The sequence below is a fragment of the Geoanaerobacter pelophilus genome (assembly GCF_018476885.1).
Classification (GTDB): domain Bacteria; phylum Desulfobacterota; class Desulfuromonadia; order Geobacterales; family DSM-12255; genus Geoanaerobacter; species Geoanaerobacter pelophilus.
This window is the reverse complement of record NZ_JAHCVJ010000002.1, coordinates 1-19,477: the sequence shown is the minus strand read 5'-3', so window position 1 is coordinate 19,477 and position 19,477 is coordinate 1. Positions and strand designations below refer to the sequence as shown.

5 protein-coding genes and 2 pseudogenes are annotated in these 19,477 nt (G+C 47.4%); all 7 read left to right on the top strand.

Annotation, left to right across the window (positions count from 1 at the left end):
- The first annotated feature begins 121 nt into the window (after positions 1–121).
- Positions 122–3,151 (top strand): NHL repeat-containing protein, encoded by a 3,030-nt coding sequence (locus KI809_RS05410; protein WP_214170528.1) that lies wholly within the window; start codon positions 122–124, stop codon positions 3,149–3,151.
- Positions 3,152–3,222: 71 nt separating this feature from the next.
- On the top strand, positions 3,223–6,510 hold the full coding sequence (locus KI809_RS05405; protein ID WP_214170527.1) for a multiheme c-type cytochrome: 3,288 nt from the start codon (positions 3,223–3,225) through the stop codon (positions 6,508–6,510).
- A gap of 493 nt (positions 6,511–7,003) precedes the next feature.
- Positions 7,004–7,864: pseudogene (locus tag KI809_RS20930) on the top strand (CxxxxCH/CxxCH domain c-type cytochrome); the annotation flags it as partial.
- A 12-nt stretch (positions 7,865–7,876) separates the two neighbouring features.
- Complete coding sequence (locus KI809_RS05400; protein ID WP_337833279.1) at positions 7,877–11,305, top strand: CxxxxCH/CxxCH domain c-type cytochrome; 3,429 nt, start codon at positions 7,877–7,879, stop codon at positions 11,303–11,305.
- 161 nt (positions 11,306–11,466) lie between these two features.
- Positions 11,467–15,852: a CxxxxCH/CxxCH domain c-type cytochrome gene (locus KI809_RS05395; RefSeq protein WP_214170525.1), complete on the top strand. Its 4,386-nt coding sequence runs from the start codon at positions 11,467–11,469 to the stop codon at positions 15,850–15,852.
- A 95-nt stretch (positions 15,853–15,947) separates the two neighbouring features.
- Positions 15,948–17,627, top strand: a pseudogene (locus KI809_RS20925) (CxxxxCH/CxxCH domain c-type cytochrome); the annotation flags it as partial.
- 15 nt (positions 17,628–17,642) lie between these two features.
- Positions 17,643–19,477: CxxxxCH/CxxCH domain c-type cytochrome (locus tag KI809_RS05390; RefSeq protein ID WP_246559254.1), on the top strand; the 1,835-nt coding region annotated here is incomplete at its 3' end.

The window sequence follows — 19,477 nt, the reverse complement described above, 5'->3', positions numbered from 1 at the left end:
GTAGAAAATACTGCCAGCAGGCTGCAAGTTATAGGCATCTATGTTGCATTAATGTTAATACTGTAACCCTGGAAACCAAAATAACAAGTAACGAATCTCCAATAAAACCGGAGGAAATAAAATGGCGGCACGAGTTCAAACTAAACTAACATTGCTGGTCATCTCGCTGATAGTGGCAGTTATTTCGCTGCCTATGACTGCTGCAGCGATTTCAATGCCTACGTGGGCAAGTTCTTTGGGGGCAGCTGCTACTGAGCTGCGGGCTCCAATCAGGATTACGGTTTGTGCTGATGGAGGGTTTTACGTTTCTGATCCACGTAATAGTGGAATTATGAAATATAATGCTTCTGGGGTATTGCTGCGAAGGATTAAAACTGCCGGGATACCTCAGTCGATTGTGGAGTTGCCTAATGGGAATCTTGCCGTCACCATTGCCGATTATATTCATTCGTTTGCGGCTATTATAGATTCTGTTAGTGGTCTTGAGATTACACGTCTTAAAAATAGCTCTGGTCAAGAGGCTAGTTTTGGGTTCGCTGATGGTATTACGGTAGATGATGGTGTTGGGGCGGCAGGTAGTATCTATGTTGTTGATGTTAAGGCGCTAACGGTAAATAAGTTTGGGTTTGATGGCGCTTATAAAAGTGTGTTTAGTGTGAGGGGTGCCCCGGTTGGAACAGGTAAATATTTAGGGGTTCCTACTAGCGTGCCTACGTTTATAGCTTATGAGAAGCAGAGTGGTTTACTTGCGGTTGTTGATGAACGTGTTTTGGGTAATCCTGACGGTAAATGTGTTCGTTTTTATGCAAAAGATGGCACATATGTTCGTGGTATTGGTGTTAATGGTCCTGCCGGGGCTCTGTCCTTTTCGAGTCCTCAGTCGGTGACGTTTCAGTATGCAGCTGATGGTGTGACTCTTAAGCGGATGTATGTAACTGATACATTTAATAGTACCATACAGGTTATAGATCCTGCGGGCGTAGCGAATGTTAATTCGAGCCCTGTATTTTTGGGTTTTATTGGTGATTATGGTTTGGATTCAGCAAAAGGAGAATTGTTTCTTCCTGTGGATGCTGCATTCGACCAAATGCGTAAGCGTCTCATTGTTGTTAATGGCAAGGGTAATGTTGTTGTTTATGGTGTGGATGGTGGGACTACTCCAGTTACTAGTGTGCCCGCTCCTCCTGTGCTGACTCTCGATATTCCATATAATGTAGTTAATACCTCATCGGTTTCGATTGGTGGCACTGTTACTGCGGGTTCTGCTGTTTCGTGTGTTTTAAATGGTGTGCCTGTTGTTAGGGGAACAGTTAATGGAACGGCATGGTCATGCAATCTGTCAGGGCTTGTCGCATATGCAACTCCTAGTTTTATAGATAATCAGATAACGGTAGTTGCTCAAAATTCATCTACATCTACTGATAGCAAATCTGCAAGCGTGCGCTATGTTGTTAATGGGCCTTCCATAAAAGTCGATCCTATTCCGTACTATGTTAAAACTGCGTCATTGTCTTTGGCTGGGGACACTGATGCCGATACAGTGAGTGTTTGTAATCCAAGTCCTACCTGTTATCCTGCCGCAGTCGCAAATTCTCGTTGGACTCTGGCAGGATTAACTCTTGAGCCTGGCAACAACCAGAGTATTACTGTAGAGGCAACGAAAAACTCGATCACTGCAAAGCAGACAGTGCATAATGTTATATTGGATGCAACTGCGCCGAAATTGAAAATATCTGCCGTGGCTCATAACTCTATAGTAAGTGACCAGGTTCAAAATATAACTGGTTTGGTTTCCGATACTGAAGGGTTGCTTAAAGATGTAGTCGTAAATATTTACAACCCAGGGGTTGACCCGGACTTAGTGGCTCCCTTGGAAGTTAAGCAGGCTACAATTACTAATCACGGGATATTCAGTGTAGCCATGTCTGGCGCTCTTGCCTATAATGTCGTCGCTACGGATCTTGCAGGGAATGTTACCAAAATCCCAGATTCTCAGAAAGATGGTAGAAAGCTGAATCTTGTTAATTATGATCCGAGCAAGGCAAAGATTGCCATGACATCGCCGGATGTTGCTGATGCGTCGGTTGTTACCAATGCAAATGGACAGTCTTTGTCAGGTACTTTTGATAAGCCTCTTACCTGGTTAAAGGTAAATGGGGCTAACGTTGATCAGTTTGATGCTGTGAACAAAACATGGAGTACGAGATTTAATTTAAATTATGATTCTGTGACAAAAGACGGGTTAAACGATATTCAGATTGAAGCATCTGATGGTTCAATTGCAAAAGTTACTTTAGTTTATGATCCTGCGAATCCTGAGGCTACAATGGTGGAGCCAAAGGTTGATACTGCCTCTAATTCTTCTTCCTATCAGTTAAAGGCCATGGACGGCACCGCGGTAATTCTGACTGCTACCTTTAAGGGCACTACTAGTGTAGTTGCCAGTCTTGCCCCATTCAATGTCAGTTTTGATGCAGAAGGTTCATATCCGGTAATTCTTTCTGCAAATGATTCAAACGGAGCAGTTAGCCAAGTCGTTAGAAATATTATTTATGATAAGACGGCGCCAAAGATTGACTTTAGCCCGAAATACAGTTCAATTAATTGTACTTACAACCAGGGTGTTTTGGTAGGTTGTGCTAGCGCTTGCCCGGAAACGGGTGGTGTTTGCGGTCAGACTGTTTACTCTGGCACCATTGAGCCTGGTGCTTCAGTTAAAGTGTATGATGCTGTAACTAATGCAGAAATACCAACCGCTGTCGTTAATTATACTGACTCTGGCAGGTCATGGTCGGTAGCAAATGGTACTTTGACTGCCAGAGATCCATATGCAACCGTCATAGTAGCTAAAGACGCGGCTGGCAACGTGACAAGGTCATTTCCTGCTAGCCCAGATGGTAACTTAAATGCTGATGCTAGTTTTGATATATCAGACGTAGACCTTTGTCTTACTAAAGTGTCCGCATTCGGTCCCAAGGTTGCTCCTGATTACGCAAATGCGCCGAACTTTCAAGTCCTTACTCCGCAGCAACTTGCTCACGGCGATATTGGTCCATTAAATAATGGCGTTGCGAACCCTGATGGATATATTGACATTGTAGACTGTCTCCTTATTGTTAGGAAGCTAAACGGATACAGTGTGTCATACTAACAAATGATATTATTAGATATAATGACAATACGTGTACAAGGAAACTTTACATGCTTTCTCAGGAGCGTGCTATGACCAAGTCGTGTTTCAAAAGTAGCTTGATTGCAGTTGCACTATTGATTTTGTTGCCGTGCTCAGTAATGGCATCAACACCGCCACATGACACAGATTCTGATTGTAATACAAAGTGCCATCAGACTCATAAGACATTGGGTAACTCTGGTTTTAATAACGTCTGTATGAACTGCCATCGCTATGGCTCCAGTGATCCACGATATGCACAGATATATCCTTTCGTGATTACAGACCAATCTGTTCAGACCGGCCCTAGCTTAGGTGTTATGAAAGCAGGCTCAATGCAGAGCTCGCACAATTGGGAAAACTCAGATAATAATCCCCGAGTCGGTGCCGTGCCTCCCACTAATCGGTACCTTAACGGAACAAACCCTGACGATCCTGCGGTTGCTAGTTTGTTTGTCGGTAAGCTTTACTGTGGGAGATGCCACGCAGTACACGGTGCTGATGGTTATACCGACTCAGTAACCCCTCCGTTTCTTCGCGTTAATAATGATGATGACCAAATGTGCTTGGATTGCCATAGACCTAGAGACGTGCGCTCACAAAAAGATGGCTCTCACCCAGTAAATATTAACTATAGTTCTGTTGCTAAGCGAAAGTCTGCTGAGTACTTTTACCCACCAGTAAATTCTAATCCAGACAACCATACATCTGCCATGAATTTAACTAAAAAGGGTAAAGTTCTTTGCACTACTTGCCATGGAGTACATCACTCTGACTCAAATAGTAGGACTATGGATAATTTTTCATCAGTTATTTATAACGGGCTTTCAAGTTCAAAAGGCTACCTTCTCAGGACTGATCTTAGAGGTAGAACCGCTACGGATCGGAACATCTGTACTAACTGTCACAAGACCACTGATGATCCGATAATTCCCGAGGCAGAGAGACTTAATGCAAAAGTAAAAAGTCATAACGGTTTGCGGAAGCAACAAAATATCCAGTGCTCTGACTGTCATGGTGCCCATGTTGATGAGGCTCAATATGATGCCGATGCCGGCAATAGCACTCCAAACGCATTCCTGATTAAACGTTTTATGGCGTACTCATCATCTATTTCTAACGGGAGAAGCCCAAAAGTTATATTCCAATACACTTCGGTTTCTCAGCGAAACTATAATAAAAATGCTTTTGGTGTCTGTTTGGCTTGTCACAAATCGCTGCCTGATACTATTGAGCAGCACAAGACACCAACATCAGCTGCTACATGCGAGCAGTGTCATATACACAAGGCTGGTTTCTCCGCAAATTGCACAGATTGTCATGGTATGCCCCCACGAGTCGATCAAGAGGGTGGCCCAATGGGGTACGCAAAAGGCTACAAAAGCGTAGCCGGAGCGTTAGATGAATCGCAGACTCCACATCAAAGCCATGCTGCTGGTGCGGCCTCTGCAAATAACTATTATGTGTTCAGCTGTAATGAGTGTCATAAAGCTCCTCAAGGGTCGGCATTGCATGGCAATGGTGTTTTTCAGGATATCTTTAAGAGTGTGAATGGTACCAAAGCCGCACTGGCACCTTCAGGGTACACACCTGGATATGATACTGTTACACGTACATGTTCAAATGTTTATTGCCATAGTAACGGTCTGCCAGCCAATACCACTCCAGTTTTCAAGTCTGTGACTTGGGGGCATAATATAAACTCTATTATTGGCATGCAGCCACAGTTGGCACGTTGTAATCAGTGCCATGAAGCAACACCTACAACAAACGCTCACACAAAGCACCTTTCAAGCGGTAAATTAACTGGTTGTGTGAACTGTCATAAGAATACTGTGTTAGACAATACTACCCTCACTCCTGAAGCAAGGTTAACGGGTGGTACCCACATTAACGGCTATAAGGATAGAAGCTTCTCGGGAATGCTTGGTGGTCGGCCACTTGATGGAACTGCTTGTGAAAACGTCTATTGTCACAGCGATGGTAGGGGCTCAGCACCAATTACTTTGCCTGTGTGGTCTAATCCCGCAACCGGTGCCTGCGGTGCCTGTCACTTTGCTTCTGCAGGATCGTCAAGAGATAAATATGCTCACTTTGCCCATTTATCAAGTGCTTATGGTCCTCTTGATTCCAAGTCGACACCTGTTTCCTGTAATTACTGCCACACGTATCCTGTAAATCATGTAGATGGCAATATTGATGCCCCTAATAATACAGTTTGCATTGGTTGCCATAAAAACAGTTTGCCGGACTGGAGGACTGAACCTCAGGTGCGTCTTGAGTGCGAAACATGCCACACCGGAAATCTTTCAGTGATAGATGGCAAGACAGCAGCTGACAAGACATCATCTGTTACATTGGGACACGGTAAGCCTGCTATCGGTAAGTCCTGCAAGGCTTGCCACGACCAGGATTCCAAACATTTTGGTGTCGCAAGCAACGGTAATACCAAACGGCTCAAGTCTGGACTTATCAATACTGGTAGTACTATTAACAACGAGTGCAACTACTGCCATAAGAGTGCATCAGAAGTGACAAATGTTCAGTATAGAAACATGAGCACTCACTTCATGCCTAGTGATTACGGTAAATCAACATTTACCATGTCCTGCGCTGTTTGCCACGACGTTCATGGGTCATCCAACAAGGCATCGATTAGGACTTCATTCGCGTTTATTAACAGCACCTCTAGGCCGATAACTTATAATGATAATGCTTTAGTCGAGAGCTTCATTTCCGCTGATGGTAGAGGCCTCTGTCAGGTGTGTCATACTCAAACTAAATTCTATCGCGCCGGTGCTACCGGTCAGACTCACAACAACACCAAAGCATGCTTAAGCTGCCATCTGCATAATACTCCTAAGGGTGCATTTGCTGCAGTTAACGGTGAGTGTGATAGTTGTCATGGCTATCCGCCGATTCCAAAGTCATCAGTTAAGATGTCGAACACTGATCCACTTTATGCTACAACCTACAAGACAACTTATGGTTTCTCTGGTAACTTCTCAAGCGCTAGGTTTGAAGACTATTCTGGTGGCGGTGGTGCACATATGAACCATGTGCCAGACTTTGCTCGTCCAAAAGATGGCTGGTCACGTTGCGCTTCATGTCACTCTGCAGGAGATACAAAGGATCCAAAATCTCACACAATGAACGGTGACCTTGCAAAAGTAGACGCTATTACAATTGCCATTGATTCGGCTTCCAAGTTCAATAACTCATTGCAGATCATCTACTCAGGAGCGAAATTGGTGGCACCTCCTGCTAATAAAACCGGATCATGTATGAACGTTAGTTGCCATTATCAGCCAACTCCGCGTTGGAGCAAAGATAGGTAACGTTTCTAAGTAGTTTTAAAGGGGATGGTTATTTGACCATCCCCTTTTTTATTTGTTGCTTGGTTAGTTGTCCGTCCGCTTCGGGTTAATGCTTCAAAAATCCATTGTCGAATCGTTGTACTAAAAATCTATTAATGCCCCCATATTGAACACACCAGAAATCCCTAATCTATTGATCAATTATCTAATTAACGCGATTTTGCCGCCGAGGATAGTCAATGTGCTCGAATTTGCGGCATAAAATAATGCTAAAGGTGGAGCATGATTTGGCGATAGAACTTTAAGGTAAAGGTTAAAATTGGTTCCTACCTTGCATAGTATCTATGCATCTGAGTTCTTTTTTTGAAAATTGAAGTCGTAATTTTCATCTTTAGTGGGGGAAACCCAAGTAATTACAGGCGGCTTAATTAAGTAATGTAATAATGGGTTAATATAGTTTCCGCGGTTAAAACGCGAACTTGCAGTTATATGACCAGGTGGTCACGAAAAATATATGAGAAAAATTGCTAAAAGGAGAAAATCTATGGGAAGACGTTACGGAATGGCAGGCTTGCTAGCGCTGCTCACACTGACATCTTTGGTGTTTGTGTCAGGTGTAGGCATCGTCGGTGCAGAGCCTCAGTACGCTTTGACATGTGGCTCGTGTCACGGCAACCCCCCTTTGGATGGTGCGACAAGGGACCCCAATACAGGAGCGTTTCAGGGTAACCATCAGAGGCATGTGCAGATTGCAAACCCCGCTTTGACTGTGTGTAATAGCTGTCATAATATGACGGATAATTCGCATAGTCATCAGGACGGGAAAATTTCCTTTCAATCTAATATTAATGCATCGCCAAAGGGTGCTGCTAGGTATGACGGAATTGCAACCTTTAAAAATCAGACTTCAATTCCTGTGCTCGGCTCATGTAGTGATGTAAGTTGCCACTTTGAGTCTGGGACCCGCACTTGGGGTGCTGCAAATTTCTCCTCAACTGCTAGTTGTTCCGAGTGTCATGCCTCTCCGGGAACATCGACCGGCCACACTAAGCATGACTCATATTACACGTTTGCAACTAATGGCTGCAATAAGTGTCACCCTGACTATTCTTCGTCTCCGACATTTCAGCACGCAACTAGTGCTGGCAATCGCGGTATTAAGGTAAAGCTTGCTGAGGGCTCCTATTCGGGGACAGGTCTTAATTACCTCCCGAGTCAGAGTGGTTCCAGGCTGCTTGGCAACTGTGCTAACCTCTACTGTCACAGCAATGGTACTAATAACTCAACGTTTACTGTGCAGACGACGCCGCAGTGGGGCACGAATCTCAACTGCAGCAGCTGTCACATAACAGGCACTACTCTGTCAACAGGCACTCACGGAAAGCACGTGAATGCCACAATTGCTACTCCCTATGCTTGTTACAAGTGTCATGCAGCAACTGTCAACGGCACAAATGCGGTTGTAAGTCTCGCAGATCACGTTGACCGCCTTGTAACCGTTAAGTACAGCAATACCTCGACAGCTGTAAATGGTACTTATAACGGTGTTAATGCTTCAACTGGTAAAACTGCACTTACTCCTGGAACCAGAGCAGCGACATGTACTAATATTTATTGTCATAGCTACGGTACGGCAGCTAGCGGCACGTTCCGCGTTATGTCAACTCCTCGCTGGGGTGGCGCAATGCCTTCAAACTGTACGGGTTGCCATGGTGGGACCAGCGCAGTCAACGGCAAGTTCAGGCTAATGTCAACTGGTAGGCACACCAAGCATGCACGTGGGACTGACTACGCAACGGCAAATACCTATTATAACTATGGCTGCGTAGATTGCCATAATGCCACTGTTAGCGATAATACAACGGTAAGCAATGTTGCCAATCACGTGAACAATAAAGTAGACGTAGGTTTCACCGCAACATGGGGTGGCTCGTATCCTTCTACCGGACATGCTCCTGGTCTTGATACAACCCGCACCTGCCAGAACGTCTACTGTCACAGTAACGCACAGGACGGCGGCCAGCCTGGTACTGCAATGGTATTCCGCAACCTTACAGGCAGCAAGACATGGTGGGGGTCTGCTACAAGCCTTGGATGTTCTGGTTGTCATCAATCCACCAGTGGTTCAAACCTGCTCTCCGGTAAGCATTCAGTTCACGTCAGCACAACATTCAATCCGGCTATCGGTACGGGCCTTAGCTGCGGTGAATGTCACTCCGCGGTTCGTTCTGTTGCAGGTGCATGGGTTGACCGTAGCAAGCACGCTAACAAGCTGAACGACTATTCAGGCGCCAAGGCCCGCGGCTCGGCTAACTATGTAAGCTCAACCGGTGTCTGCGCAAACCTCTACTGCCATAGCAACGGCAAAGGTACATTCAAGTCCATGGCAACCGATAACTGGTTCTCCGCTTCAACCCTTGGTTGCGACGGATGCCACGGTTCGGCAGCAACCTACGGGTCTCCTAACTATGCAAGTGGCGCAGCCGGTTCGCTGACAGCAAACAGCCATGCTGCACACGTTAAAAGCGCGGCTGACTGCGTGAACTGTCACTATAAGACAACCACAACAGGAACGACGATCGCCACAGGTTCTACCGACCACGTTGACATGACTGTAGATGCACGTTTCAAGTTGCTTCCATTTGCGACTATCTCTGGTTCGTACAACAATGTGGCGAGATCCTGTTCAAACACCTATTGTCACGGTACAGGCACAGCCCCTGTATGGGGAGCCAACGGGACACTCAAGTGCGATTCCTGCCACTCTAACCAGGGCGCAGGTATTCAGGCCGGCGGATTCGTCGGTGCCCACCAGCGTCACGCAGGCAATGCTGGAACCTATTACAACTATGCATGCGATCAATGCCACGCAACCAAGCCTGTATCGCCTCTCACTGGTGCTGCACATGCCGGTGGTGCTGTTTCGACAACTCAAGCTGCAAACGTTGTATTCTCCAACAACTCCACAGTATGGAGAAGCAATGTAAAGTATGGTGACGACGCTGCCACCAGCTTCAAGTATCGCTCTATGTACAATAACCCGTTTGTCGGGGCAGTAACACCTGCTTATGCTCCAGGTACAGCCCAGACAGCTGACAAGGGCTACGCCTGGACGAACGGAACTTGCTCGACTGTATGGTGTCACTCCAACGCAGCACCAGCTGGCGGCACCAATAACTATGTATCTCCTACATGGACCAACGGTGCGCTTGCATGTACTGCATGTCACGGCGGTTCGACAGGCACTGGCGGAACAGGGCTTTCCTCGATTCACGGACGTCACGTAAGCGGCGGCACAGGTTTCGCTTACACCTGCGACAAGTGTCACGCTAACACGGTAGCAGCTGGTTCCAATGGAACGCTAAATGCTACAACTGGTCTTGCTACCCACGTCAACGCAGTAAAAGATGTTAACTACGACGCATTCAACACTGGTGCAGGCTATGCATCACAGCAGTGCTCCAACGTTTACTGCCACAGTAACGGTAAAGGCACATTCGTTGCCCCAGCAGCACTTCGCTGGACCACAGCAGCTGACGGCGCATGCGGTACTTGCCACAGTCTGGCAGCAACTTTTGCTAGCAACAATACCCACTTTGCTCACTTCAGTAGCTCCAACGGTCCTAAGTTGAGCAAGACGGCAACAGTCGGCTGCGTAGAGTGCCACACCTATACAGCTGAAAACGGCGCAACACACATCGATAAGTCATTTAACGTTCTTACTACAGGTAACTGTACGACAAACTGTCACAAGCAGATCGCTTCCGGTGCCGCAGTGGCTGCTTGGTCAACTGGAGCAGTGGCCTGCCGCAGTTGTCACGTGACAACTGCCTCGGTAATCAGCGGTACTACAGCTCCTCTCATGAACAACTTCTCTAGTTACGGCCACGGAGCTGGCAATATCGGTACTGGCAAGTCAGGCAACGCATGTACGGATTGTCACGATGCTAATTCAAGTCACATCACTGGTACGCTCGGCGATAGCAACCGTCTCAAGCCTAGCTTCGGTACAGGAATGAACAAAAACGACAATACATCATGTACGGTATGCCACAACACTACCACTGTGGGTACAGCTGCAAGGAACCTTCCGGGTCACTACGTAGCAGCAGACGGCAAGTCTGCTCTAGGCTGCCGCAATTGCCACAATCCGCACGGCAGTGGCACAAACAGCCACATGATCACGAACCAGATTGCGTTCTTTAGTACAACAACTCAGTCAATCTCATTTACCGGGACAGAGTTCGTAAACCTCGTAACTAACCGGGGCCTCTGCCAGGTGTGTCACCGTGCAACCAAGTACTATCGTGCCGGTGTTGCTGAGACAGTCCACTTCACTACAAACTGCCTCCAGTGTCACACGCATGCTGGTGGTGGAGTTGCCGCATTCGCTGCTTCTGCATGCGATAGCTGCCATGGATACCCACCTGTCGCTCGTAACGTCGGTTATAGCATTAAGTCTAACATCGGTCGTCTCAACAACTACACCGGCGCTAAGTTCGAAGACTACTCAGGTGGTGGTGGCGCACACTCGGTTGCCGCTCACGTGTCTCCGACAGCAAAACCGGGTGATGGCTTCAATGCTTGTGCTACCTGTCATAACCTTGGTAGCAGCGCCCATAACGGGACAACACCGGTCAAGTCGAACATTGCCAACGTAAGCGTAAAACTTACACAGACCAAGCAGTTCAAGTCTGGCACACTCAGCATTTACTCAAGTGCCAAGTTCGTTACCCCGCCGAACAACAAGTCAGGTACCTGCTTCAACCTGAACTGTCATATCGGCAAGTCGCTCAAATGGAGCACTGAGAAGTAAATGTCGTTAATGGTGTAGCGGCGACGGGTTACCGTCGCCGCTACCACCTATCTAAAACAAAGTTGACAATAGGATAGATGTAAGGCTAAGATACGTCCATTTATAGGACCATTTAATTCTTAAGAGTTACCCTGTTCCCAGTGATCGATAAGGAGCTAGCAATGGAAAGAGATTTCAAGGTGGGATGCAAAACGAAACCAAGTATACTCTGGTTTGTCTCACTAATTACTGCTTTGTTTTTGGGGGGAGTAGCCCATGCAGCACCTCAATACTCTCTGACCTGCAGTTCTTGTCACGGGATGCCGCCAGCCGACTCTACTTCACGCGACCCGAATACCGGTTCTTTTAAAGGTAACCACCAGACGCACCTTTCTTCCGGTGCACCACCAGTAACATGTAATGTCTGTCACAATATGACTAATTATACAAATAGTCATCAGGATGGGCAGATTAGTTTGAAAAATGGCATTAACGGATCGCCTAAAGCTGGCGCTCTTTATAATGGGATTTCAACGTTTAAGAATCAGACTTCTGTTCCAGTCCTTGGATCATGCGCCAATGTAAACTGTCACTTTGAGTCGGCAACTACGACTTGGGGCACAACAACACTTCTTTCTTATACAAATGCTACAACAAATGACTGCAATGATTGTCATGGCATGCCACCAGCTGGGGTTGCAGGTAATAGTTATGCCGGTGGTGCTGATGGAAGTCATACAAAACACAATGACTATTACGCTGGCGCTGATAAGTGTATAAAGTGCCACGCTGACCATACTGCTGAAGCTAACAAGTTTGCTCATGCAACAAGTGCAGGCAATCGAGTGCTGAATATAGCGCTCCGAGATGCTGCTAATGTTGCTTCTGGATCATACAATGGGACTCTGACTACCATTAATTATCTTCCGAGCCAGACAAAGACTACCTTTGGTTCCTGCTCTAATCTTTACTGCCACAGCAGCGGGATTAAAGGCTCTGCACCATTCACTGGTAAAGCTAACGCTCAATGGGCAACTGGAGTGCTTTCCTGCGATAAATGTCACGGTTATGATTCTTCGTCTCTTCCAGCATATAATATGATTAGTTCCGGCCGTCACAAGCAGCATATCGCAAATGGCACATTGACCGGTGTAGTTATTAATTGTGAAACGTGCCATGCCGCAACTGTAAGCGGAGGTGCAATTACTGCCGGAACCCGTGCAAATCACGTGGATAAGAATGTAAACGTAAAGTTTCAAGCTGCACTTAATGCAGGCGCACCACTCTATAATGGAGCTGACGCATTGACCGCCGCAGCCGGGTCTGTTAAGGCTGCTGGTAGCGCACCCGCTAGTTGTGCGAACCTGTACTGCCATAGTAACGGTAACAAAAAGGCATCCGGTACCCCCATATATCAAACAGTTGCTTGGGGCACAGGTGTAGCCTTGGATTGTACTGGTTGTCACGGCTCGGCAGGAACATCATCTAGCCCAGTATATGCAAATACTGGTGTTGGTACCAATCAGGCTAACAACCATGTGATCCACGTCCAAGGCAAAGGGCTTACGTGTAATATTTGCCACTCCAGTACTGCAACTAGCAGCACAGCTCTTATTGCTGGAGGTCAGCATCTGAATGGCACCATTCAGGTTAGTTTTGACACATCATTTTATACTCCCATCGGGACTGCAGGTTATGCAAGCAGTACTTGTAACAACACTTACTGTCACTCTAACGGTAACGGAGCTGTTGTGACCCAGCCACAATGGGGCGCTCAGCTTGACTGTCGTGGTTGTCACGGTGGCGATGCGGCACACGCTAATGTGCTTAGCACCAATAAACACAGAATTCATATTGACCCAGCTGCAGCCGGATCTTCTCTCGGTCTTGGGACAGGCTTGCAGTGCGCTGCTTGCCATGTGAAGACCATTAACACCTTTGCAAATAATACGACTATTACCGCTCAGGCGTATCACGTTAACAAGCTCAAGGATTACTCTGGGGCACGGGCTGGTAAAATTATTGCTGCAGCGCAATGTGCGAATGTCTACTGCCATAGCTCTGGTGCCAAGACCCCTAAGTTCAGGAATATGACAGGCAGCAAGCTTTGGACTGGCAGTGCAACTCTTGATTGTAAAGGGTGTCATGGTTATGAGACAACTGCTCAAGGCGCTGCATTCAACTCCATTGCTGGTGAGCCAAACTATACTACAGGCACCGGTAAGGAAAATAGCCATGCCACGCACGTAAACACTGGCGCAAATTCAACAACATGCGCTAAATGTCATGACCATACGGTAAGCTCTACTGTGGTTGGTAAATTTAAGGATTATACGGCACATCATGTTGACGGTAATCGTGACGTTACCTTCTCGGCAGCAGTCGGGGGTACCTGGACAGGCACAACTTGTAACAATACCGCATGTCATGGTGGCGGCAACCCTCAGTGGGGTGTCACCGTCATTGCCTGCGATTCTTGCCATGGTGCTGCGTTCCGGTCTTTTTCATCCGCGAGCAAAAAGGGAGCTCATAAGCAACACTATGAGTCAGATACTTTCTCTGCATTTAATGATGCTGCGGCCAATCTCAGTTCAACGACGCAGTACCGCTTTACCTGTGCAGCTTGCCACTCTACACCAGCACAGCATTCTAACCTGGCCAACTCCAGAAGCTCTGTTGGGAAGGCAGAAGTATATTTCGGCCTTTATAGTGCCAACTCTGTAACGACTGGGCGTAAATGGTATAATTACAATTCCACAGTAGCTGGTCAGGATAATAGTGCTGCATTTGCCTGGACCAATGGTGGTAGCACCTCATGTAATACAACCTACTGTCACAGCGATGGCAAGGGTGGTACAGCTCTCATCGCCCCTACTTGGGGGATGGCTGAAGGTGCCCTTACAACTGCAGTGGGCTGTGCTGGTTGCCATGCCAATGAGACTTCCTCTGGCTCGCTCTCAGGTGCACACCTGCAGCATGTTGCTAACACTAGAACTGGGTTCACTGGCGTTGTTGCTTTTGGGTGCGTAGATTGTCACGCTAAGACTGTTAATGCAAAGCCTGCCCGATCAATAGCTGATAAGACCAAGCATGTGAATAACTTCCATGATTACTCTGGCGTCAGAGCAGGCGGTTCCATTCGATATACTGGCGGTAACTGTAACAATGTTTACTGCCATTCGAATGGTAAGGGTGTGTTTGGTTCAGCTATTGCCTGGACATCTGGTGCTGGTGCCCTTAACTGTACAGCTTCTTGCCATACGGTTTCGTCCCAGCCGCATGCAAAGCATTTAAGCTTCTCTTCAATCACATGCGATAAATGCCATTCTAATACTGTTGCCGCCGGGAGCACTACCGCACTCAAGGCCGCAACTACAACACATATCAACGGTACATATAATGTGAATGGTACTGACGTTAAGTTTGCTACAATGAGTTCTTCGTGGAAGTCCACGTTTACCGCTAATGTTTGTAATAACGTGATGTGCCACTCCAACGGTAAAGGCTCTTATCAGCCGATTGCCTGGTCTGCCGGTACGCTTAATTGTGCTTCTTGCCACCCAAATCTCGGCGGTGCACATCTTCGTCATATTGGTGGAACTTATGCAACTACATTGCTGGCACAGCAGAATTTGCCCTACCAGCCTTTGAGCAACTACACATCTAACCGGTCTGCAGGGTCTGACCCATTGTCTGGTACGGCATGGGCTAACTACAGTTTTGGTTGTGCAAGCTGCCACCCCTATGGTTCTGCATCTCACCTGAATGGGACTATCGATGTTATCCTGGCAAGTGATACGGCGGCTGGCACGATGAGATCCAAGAACCCAACTTCAACATATACCCCGACTGTCGGTGGTTCTGTTGGTACTAACTCTGTAACCTGTGCTAATATCTACTGCCATAGTAACGGCTCTACTGCATACATAACAACAACGGTGTGGAGTTCTACTTATGGAGCAGACCGTTGTAATAGATGTCATGGTAACGCTCCAGCTACTGGTGCCCATTCTGCTCATGCTATCGGCATTCATTCCGATGATATCTTTAACGGGACAAGCGGCAAGCTGAGCAACTACAGCTCTTCTGTACGTTCATCTGCACATGGCAACGCAACACAGGCAACGACCATCAGCTGCAATATTTGTCACTTCGTAACGACAGAATTTGCGAGGAATAAGTACAACACGAAGTGTACCACTTGTCACTCTGATGATGCTAAGGAAGCTGGCAGAATTTACGCCACCGATACCAATGCACGCGGTCTTAAGATGCATGTTAACGGTAAGCTTGAAATGGCTTTCAATCCGATTCAGGTCAGGTCGAAAGCGCAGCTCAGGACATCCGCATTTGCCGATTATACTGCAGCGGGCGGGTACTGGAATCGAAACGGCAGCAATTACAAAAATGGTGCAGCTGCTTATGACATTGCGAAGTCCGCCCTTGATACAACAAATATGTGGAATGGCGGGACTAAGACATGTAGCAACGTAGCATGCCACATGGCCAAACCTGTAACCTGGAATGCTGGTAGCCTCACCTGTGAGGCTTGCCACAGTAAGCTCTAAAGTCTAACTGCGCTCCACCCGATATATGGGTGGAGCGCCTTTACTGATCATATATCCTTTAATTTCATACATAGTTCTTACGAGGTGAGGTCACCATGGGACAGGTTATAGCAAAAAAAATTCTCGGCATGAACAAATGGAGGAGTTCTTTTCCTCTCCTGATCGCCTTTAGCGTGATCATGTTCACAAATGTTACTGATTCTAATGCGCTTAACAGCCCGATAATGCATGACAGCAACAACACCAGTGCTACATACGGGACATGGGGTACCACAAAGAATTGCTCATGGTGTCATTCTTCATCAACAACTAATGTTAAAAGGGTCCTTGAGAATATAACGACCCCTATTGGTAAAAGATCAGTAATTTTCACGAGGATGACAGCATCCTTGAATACCACGCAAGGTGTTTTCGGTAATGACGAGCGGTCCTATGCTTTAAATGGTTCAACAAATGTTTGTGAAGTTTGTCATCATAAAACAAAATACCATCAGTACAGTAACAGCAAGATTACGACAAAGAATAACCCTTCCCACTCTAATAATAGAAAAGACTGCACTGCTTGCCATGCTCATGCAGCTGGTTTTAAAGCTAGTTGTAATTCCTGCCATGGTAATCCACCTGCTGCAAATACTACCGGTTCAGGTGGTATGGCTATAAATAATTCCAGCCAGGCTACTGGGTTCGGCAGTTTTGGAGCGCACACAGTACATGCAACAACTGAAGCGATGAGTTGTGCGATTTGTCATTTCAATAACACTACTGGCGGGCATCCCGGTAACACTGTACAGATTGGCTTTAAGCTGAATAAGTCGAACTGGAGTCATTATTCATCTACTGTAAGTAATGCCGGGTCATTTGGAAGCTACAGTGGTACCTCTCTTAATGCTCCTTATAATTATGCCTCTACGGATACTGCTACCGCTGTTGTCACCGCAGCTGGTGCTCGTAATTCATGTAATGTCTATTGCCACGGTGCATGGAGCGGGGCTAATGGTTCTACCAACCCGCGTTGGACAGGCGGTTCAACAGATGCAGCCTGTGGTACCTGTCATGCTGTAACAAATGCAAATCCGCCACAGACTGGGAGCCACATCCAGCATGTGGCTACTACAGCTGGGAATTATGGTTTCTCCTGTAGCAAGTGCCATTCAACAGTGTCAGCAGGGAATTTTTCACATATCAATGCCAGCGTCCAGTGGCGGCTGTCAACCGGATCAAAGCTTATTGGTGTCAATGGGTTTACGCCTCAGTATCGAACTGGGGCTGCTGGGTCTACTGGTACGATAGCGCCGAGCACAAGCTTCGGGAACTGCACTAACATCTACTGCCATAGCGCTGCTCAAAGTGCAACTGGTGGCGCACTGGCTTCAACTGATTTTGCATCTGTGCAATGGGGTAATTCAGCTTCAGTTACTTGTGGATCTTGCCATAAAAATATGTCTACTGATGCTACCGCAACAGGTGATCATAAGCGACATGCTCAGGACTACGCTGCGAATGGCAACTTCAAATGTGGCACCTGTCATAAAGGGTATTCCGCAACCAGTGTCAATACTGCTAATCATGTGAATCGGTCCATTTATTTGAGTTTTTCTGGCATTGCTCCCAATACAGCATATTCCAAATACTCTGCAGCAGGTTTTGCTCCGGCTAAAGGTTATTTCGGTACTTGCAATAACAGCTACTGTCACTCAAACGCACAGGGACAGAATGCTTCAGCCTCAGTTACATACCGTAAGCCTCTCTGGGGAACAACGACCCTTACCTGTGGTGGTTGCCACCAGAACATGAGCACCTTTACAACTATTTCATCTGGCGATCATCAACGGCATGCTAAAGACTATGCATATGCTTGTAATTATTGCCACGGAGCTGGCTATACCACATCAGCAGTGAGCGTTGCCACTCACGTAAACAAGAAAATAAATCTGGATTTCTCGAATACTACGCAAACAACAAGCACTGTTTACTCTAAGTACTCAGCTGCAGGCTTCGCGCCTGCTAAGGGGTACTACGGAACCTGCAGAACCAGCTACTGTCACTCCAACGGCCAAAGTGATAACGCCAAGGCGTCGATCTACCGCCAGCCAAAGTGGGGGACCACGGTGCTTGACTGTGGCGGCTGCCACAACAATATGGCTACATTCGCCAACGCTACATCTGGAAGCCACTACACTCATGCTTATCAGACTGGAAATGCGAAATACACCTGCGACATCTGTCATGGATCAGGTTACACAGGGACATCCACTGTTCCTAGAAGCGCCGGCTCTACTCATGTTAACCAGAAGATCGATCTTAGCTTGACAGGCTACTCCAAATACTCTTCAACAGGGTTCAAACCTGCGAAAGGTTATTATGGTACTTGCAATGTGACAAATTGTCATGGTTCTGGTAAACCGACTTGGGGCGCATCAGTCGCAGCTCCTGTCAATGGTTTCCCTTATTCCAGCAATGTCTGCGAAAAATGTCATGGTCAAGTAAATAGCAATCCGTTTTATTCGACGGCAATACCTAAGGTTACTGCAAACACTGATACCCAAGTCGGCGCTCACTTTAATCACCTGAGCTCCAACGGCAGCCGTATTAGCCATTCTGCGTCGTGCAAAGATTGCCATGTCGTACCTGCTACAGTTACGGCTTCTGGTCACTTGAACGGTGTTGCTGAAGTTACCTTCCCAACAGGTTCCCTTGCACGCGGTCTTGCAGGAACACTTCAGGCGACTTACAGTTCGGCTACACACAGTTGTGCAACAACCTACTGCCATGGCGATACTCTTGCTTCCAACAAAAAGGCTACTGGTGCTAAGTTGGCAGCAATAGTCAAAGCCCCACGTTGGGCAACGCCGTTCCTTTCTTTAAACCATGCGACAGCCCCGACTGCAGCTGATTGCGGAGCGTGTCACGGCTTCCCACCGCGGTCCGCAGCTCATACAGCCGTAGCGGCTTATGCGGCCTACACTGCCAGCCAGAACATTTCACCTGCATCATCTAATTGCAGTAACTGTCATAAGCACTTCAATGCCAACGGCACCTTGACTGTTGCCGGTCTTGGCCTGCATATCAACGGTTCTGTTGAAGGTGGCGATTGTGTCGGCTGCCATACCGGCGCTGTGCCGGCTGCTGCACCTAAACGAATCGGCGCTGCCGGCCAGTTCACCGCCCAGTCTCACCATATCCAAGGCCGGCCGGTCACCACCGCCGACTGTTATCAGTGTCACTGGGAAGCCAACAGTGACGGCAGCATAAATAGTAGCTATCACGACCAGACTTCCGGCAAGCCGGTCGATCTCGTCATCTGGAACGGCACTGCCAGGCCTTCTGGCACAACTTATACTGAAGGATCAACCGGTACCGCCTATACCGCAAACGGCACCAGGGCGCAGATCGCCAAGATCAACAACCAGTGCCTGAGCTGTCACAGCACCAGGAACGCTGCAGTTGCTCCGTTCGTTACCGGATCCACCACCGACAAGTACTCGCCGGAAGCCCGTCTTGCCACACCCAAGGCCAAGACCAGCATCCTGTCCCGTTACTCCAGTACGGTTACTGTAGCGTGGAGCATGTACAACTTCTCCTCAGCAACCGGCAACACCTCACGGTTCGGCACCAACCAGAAGAA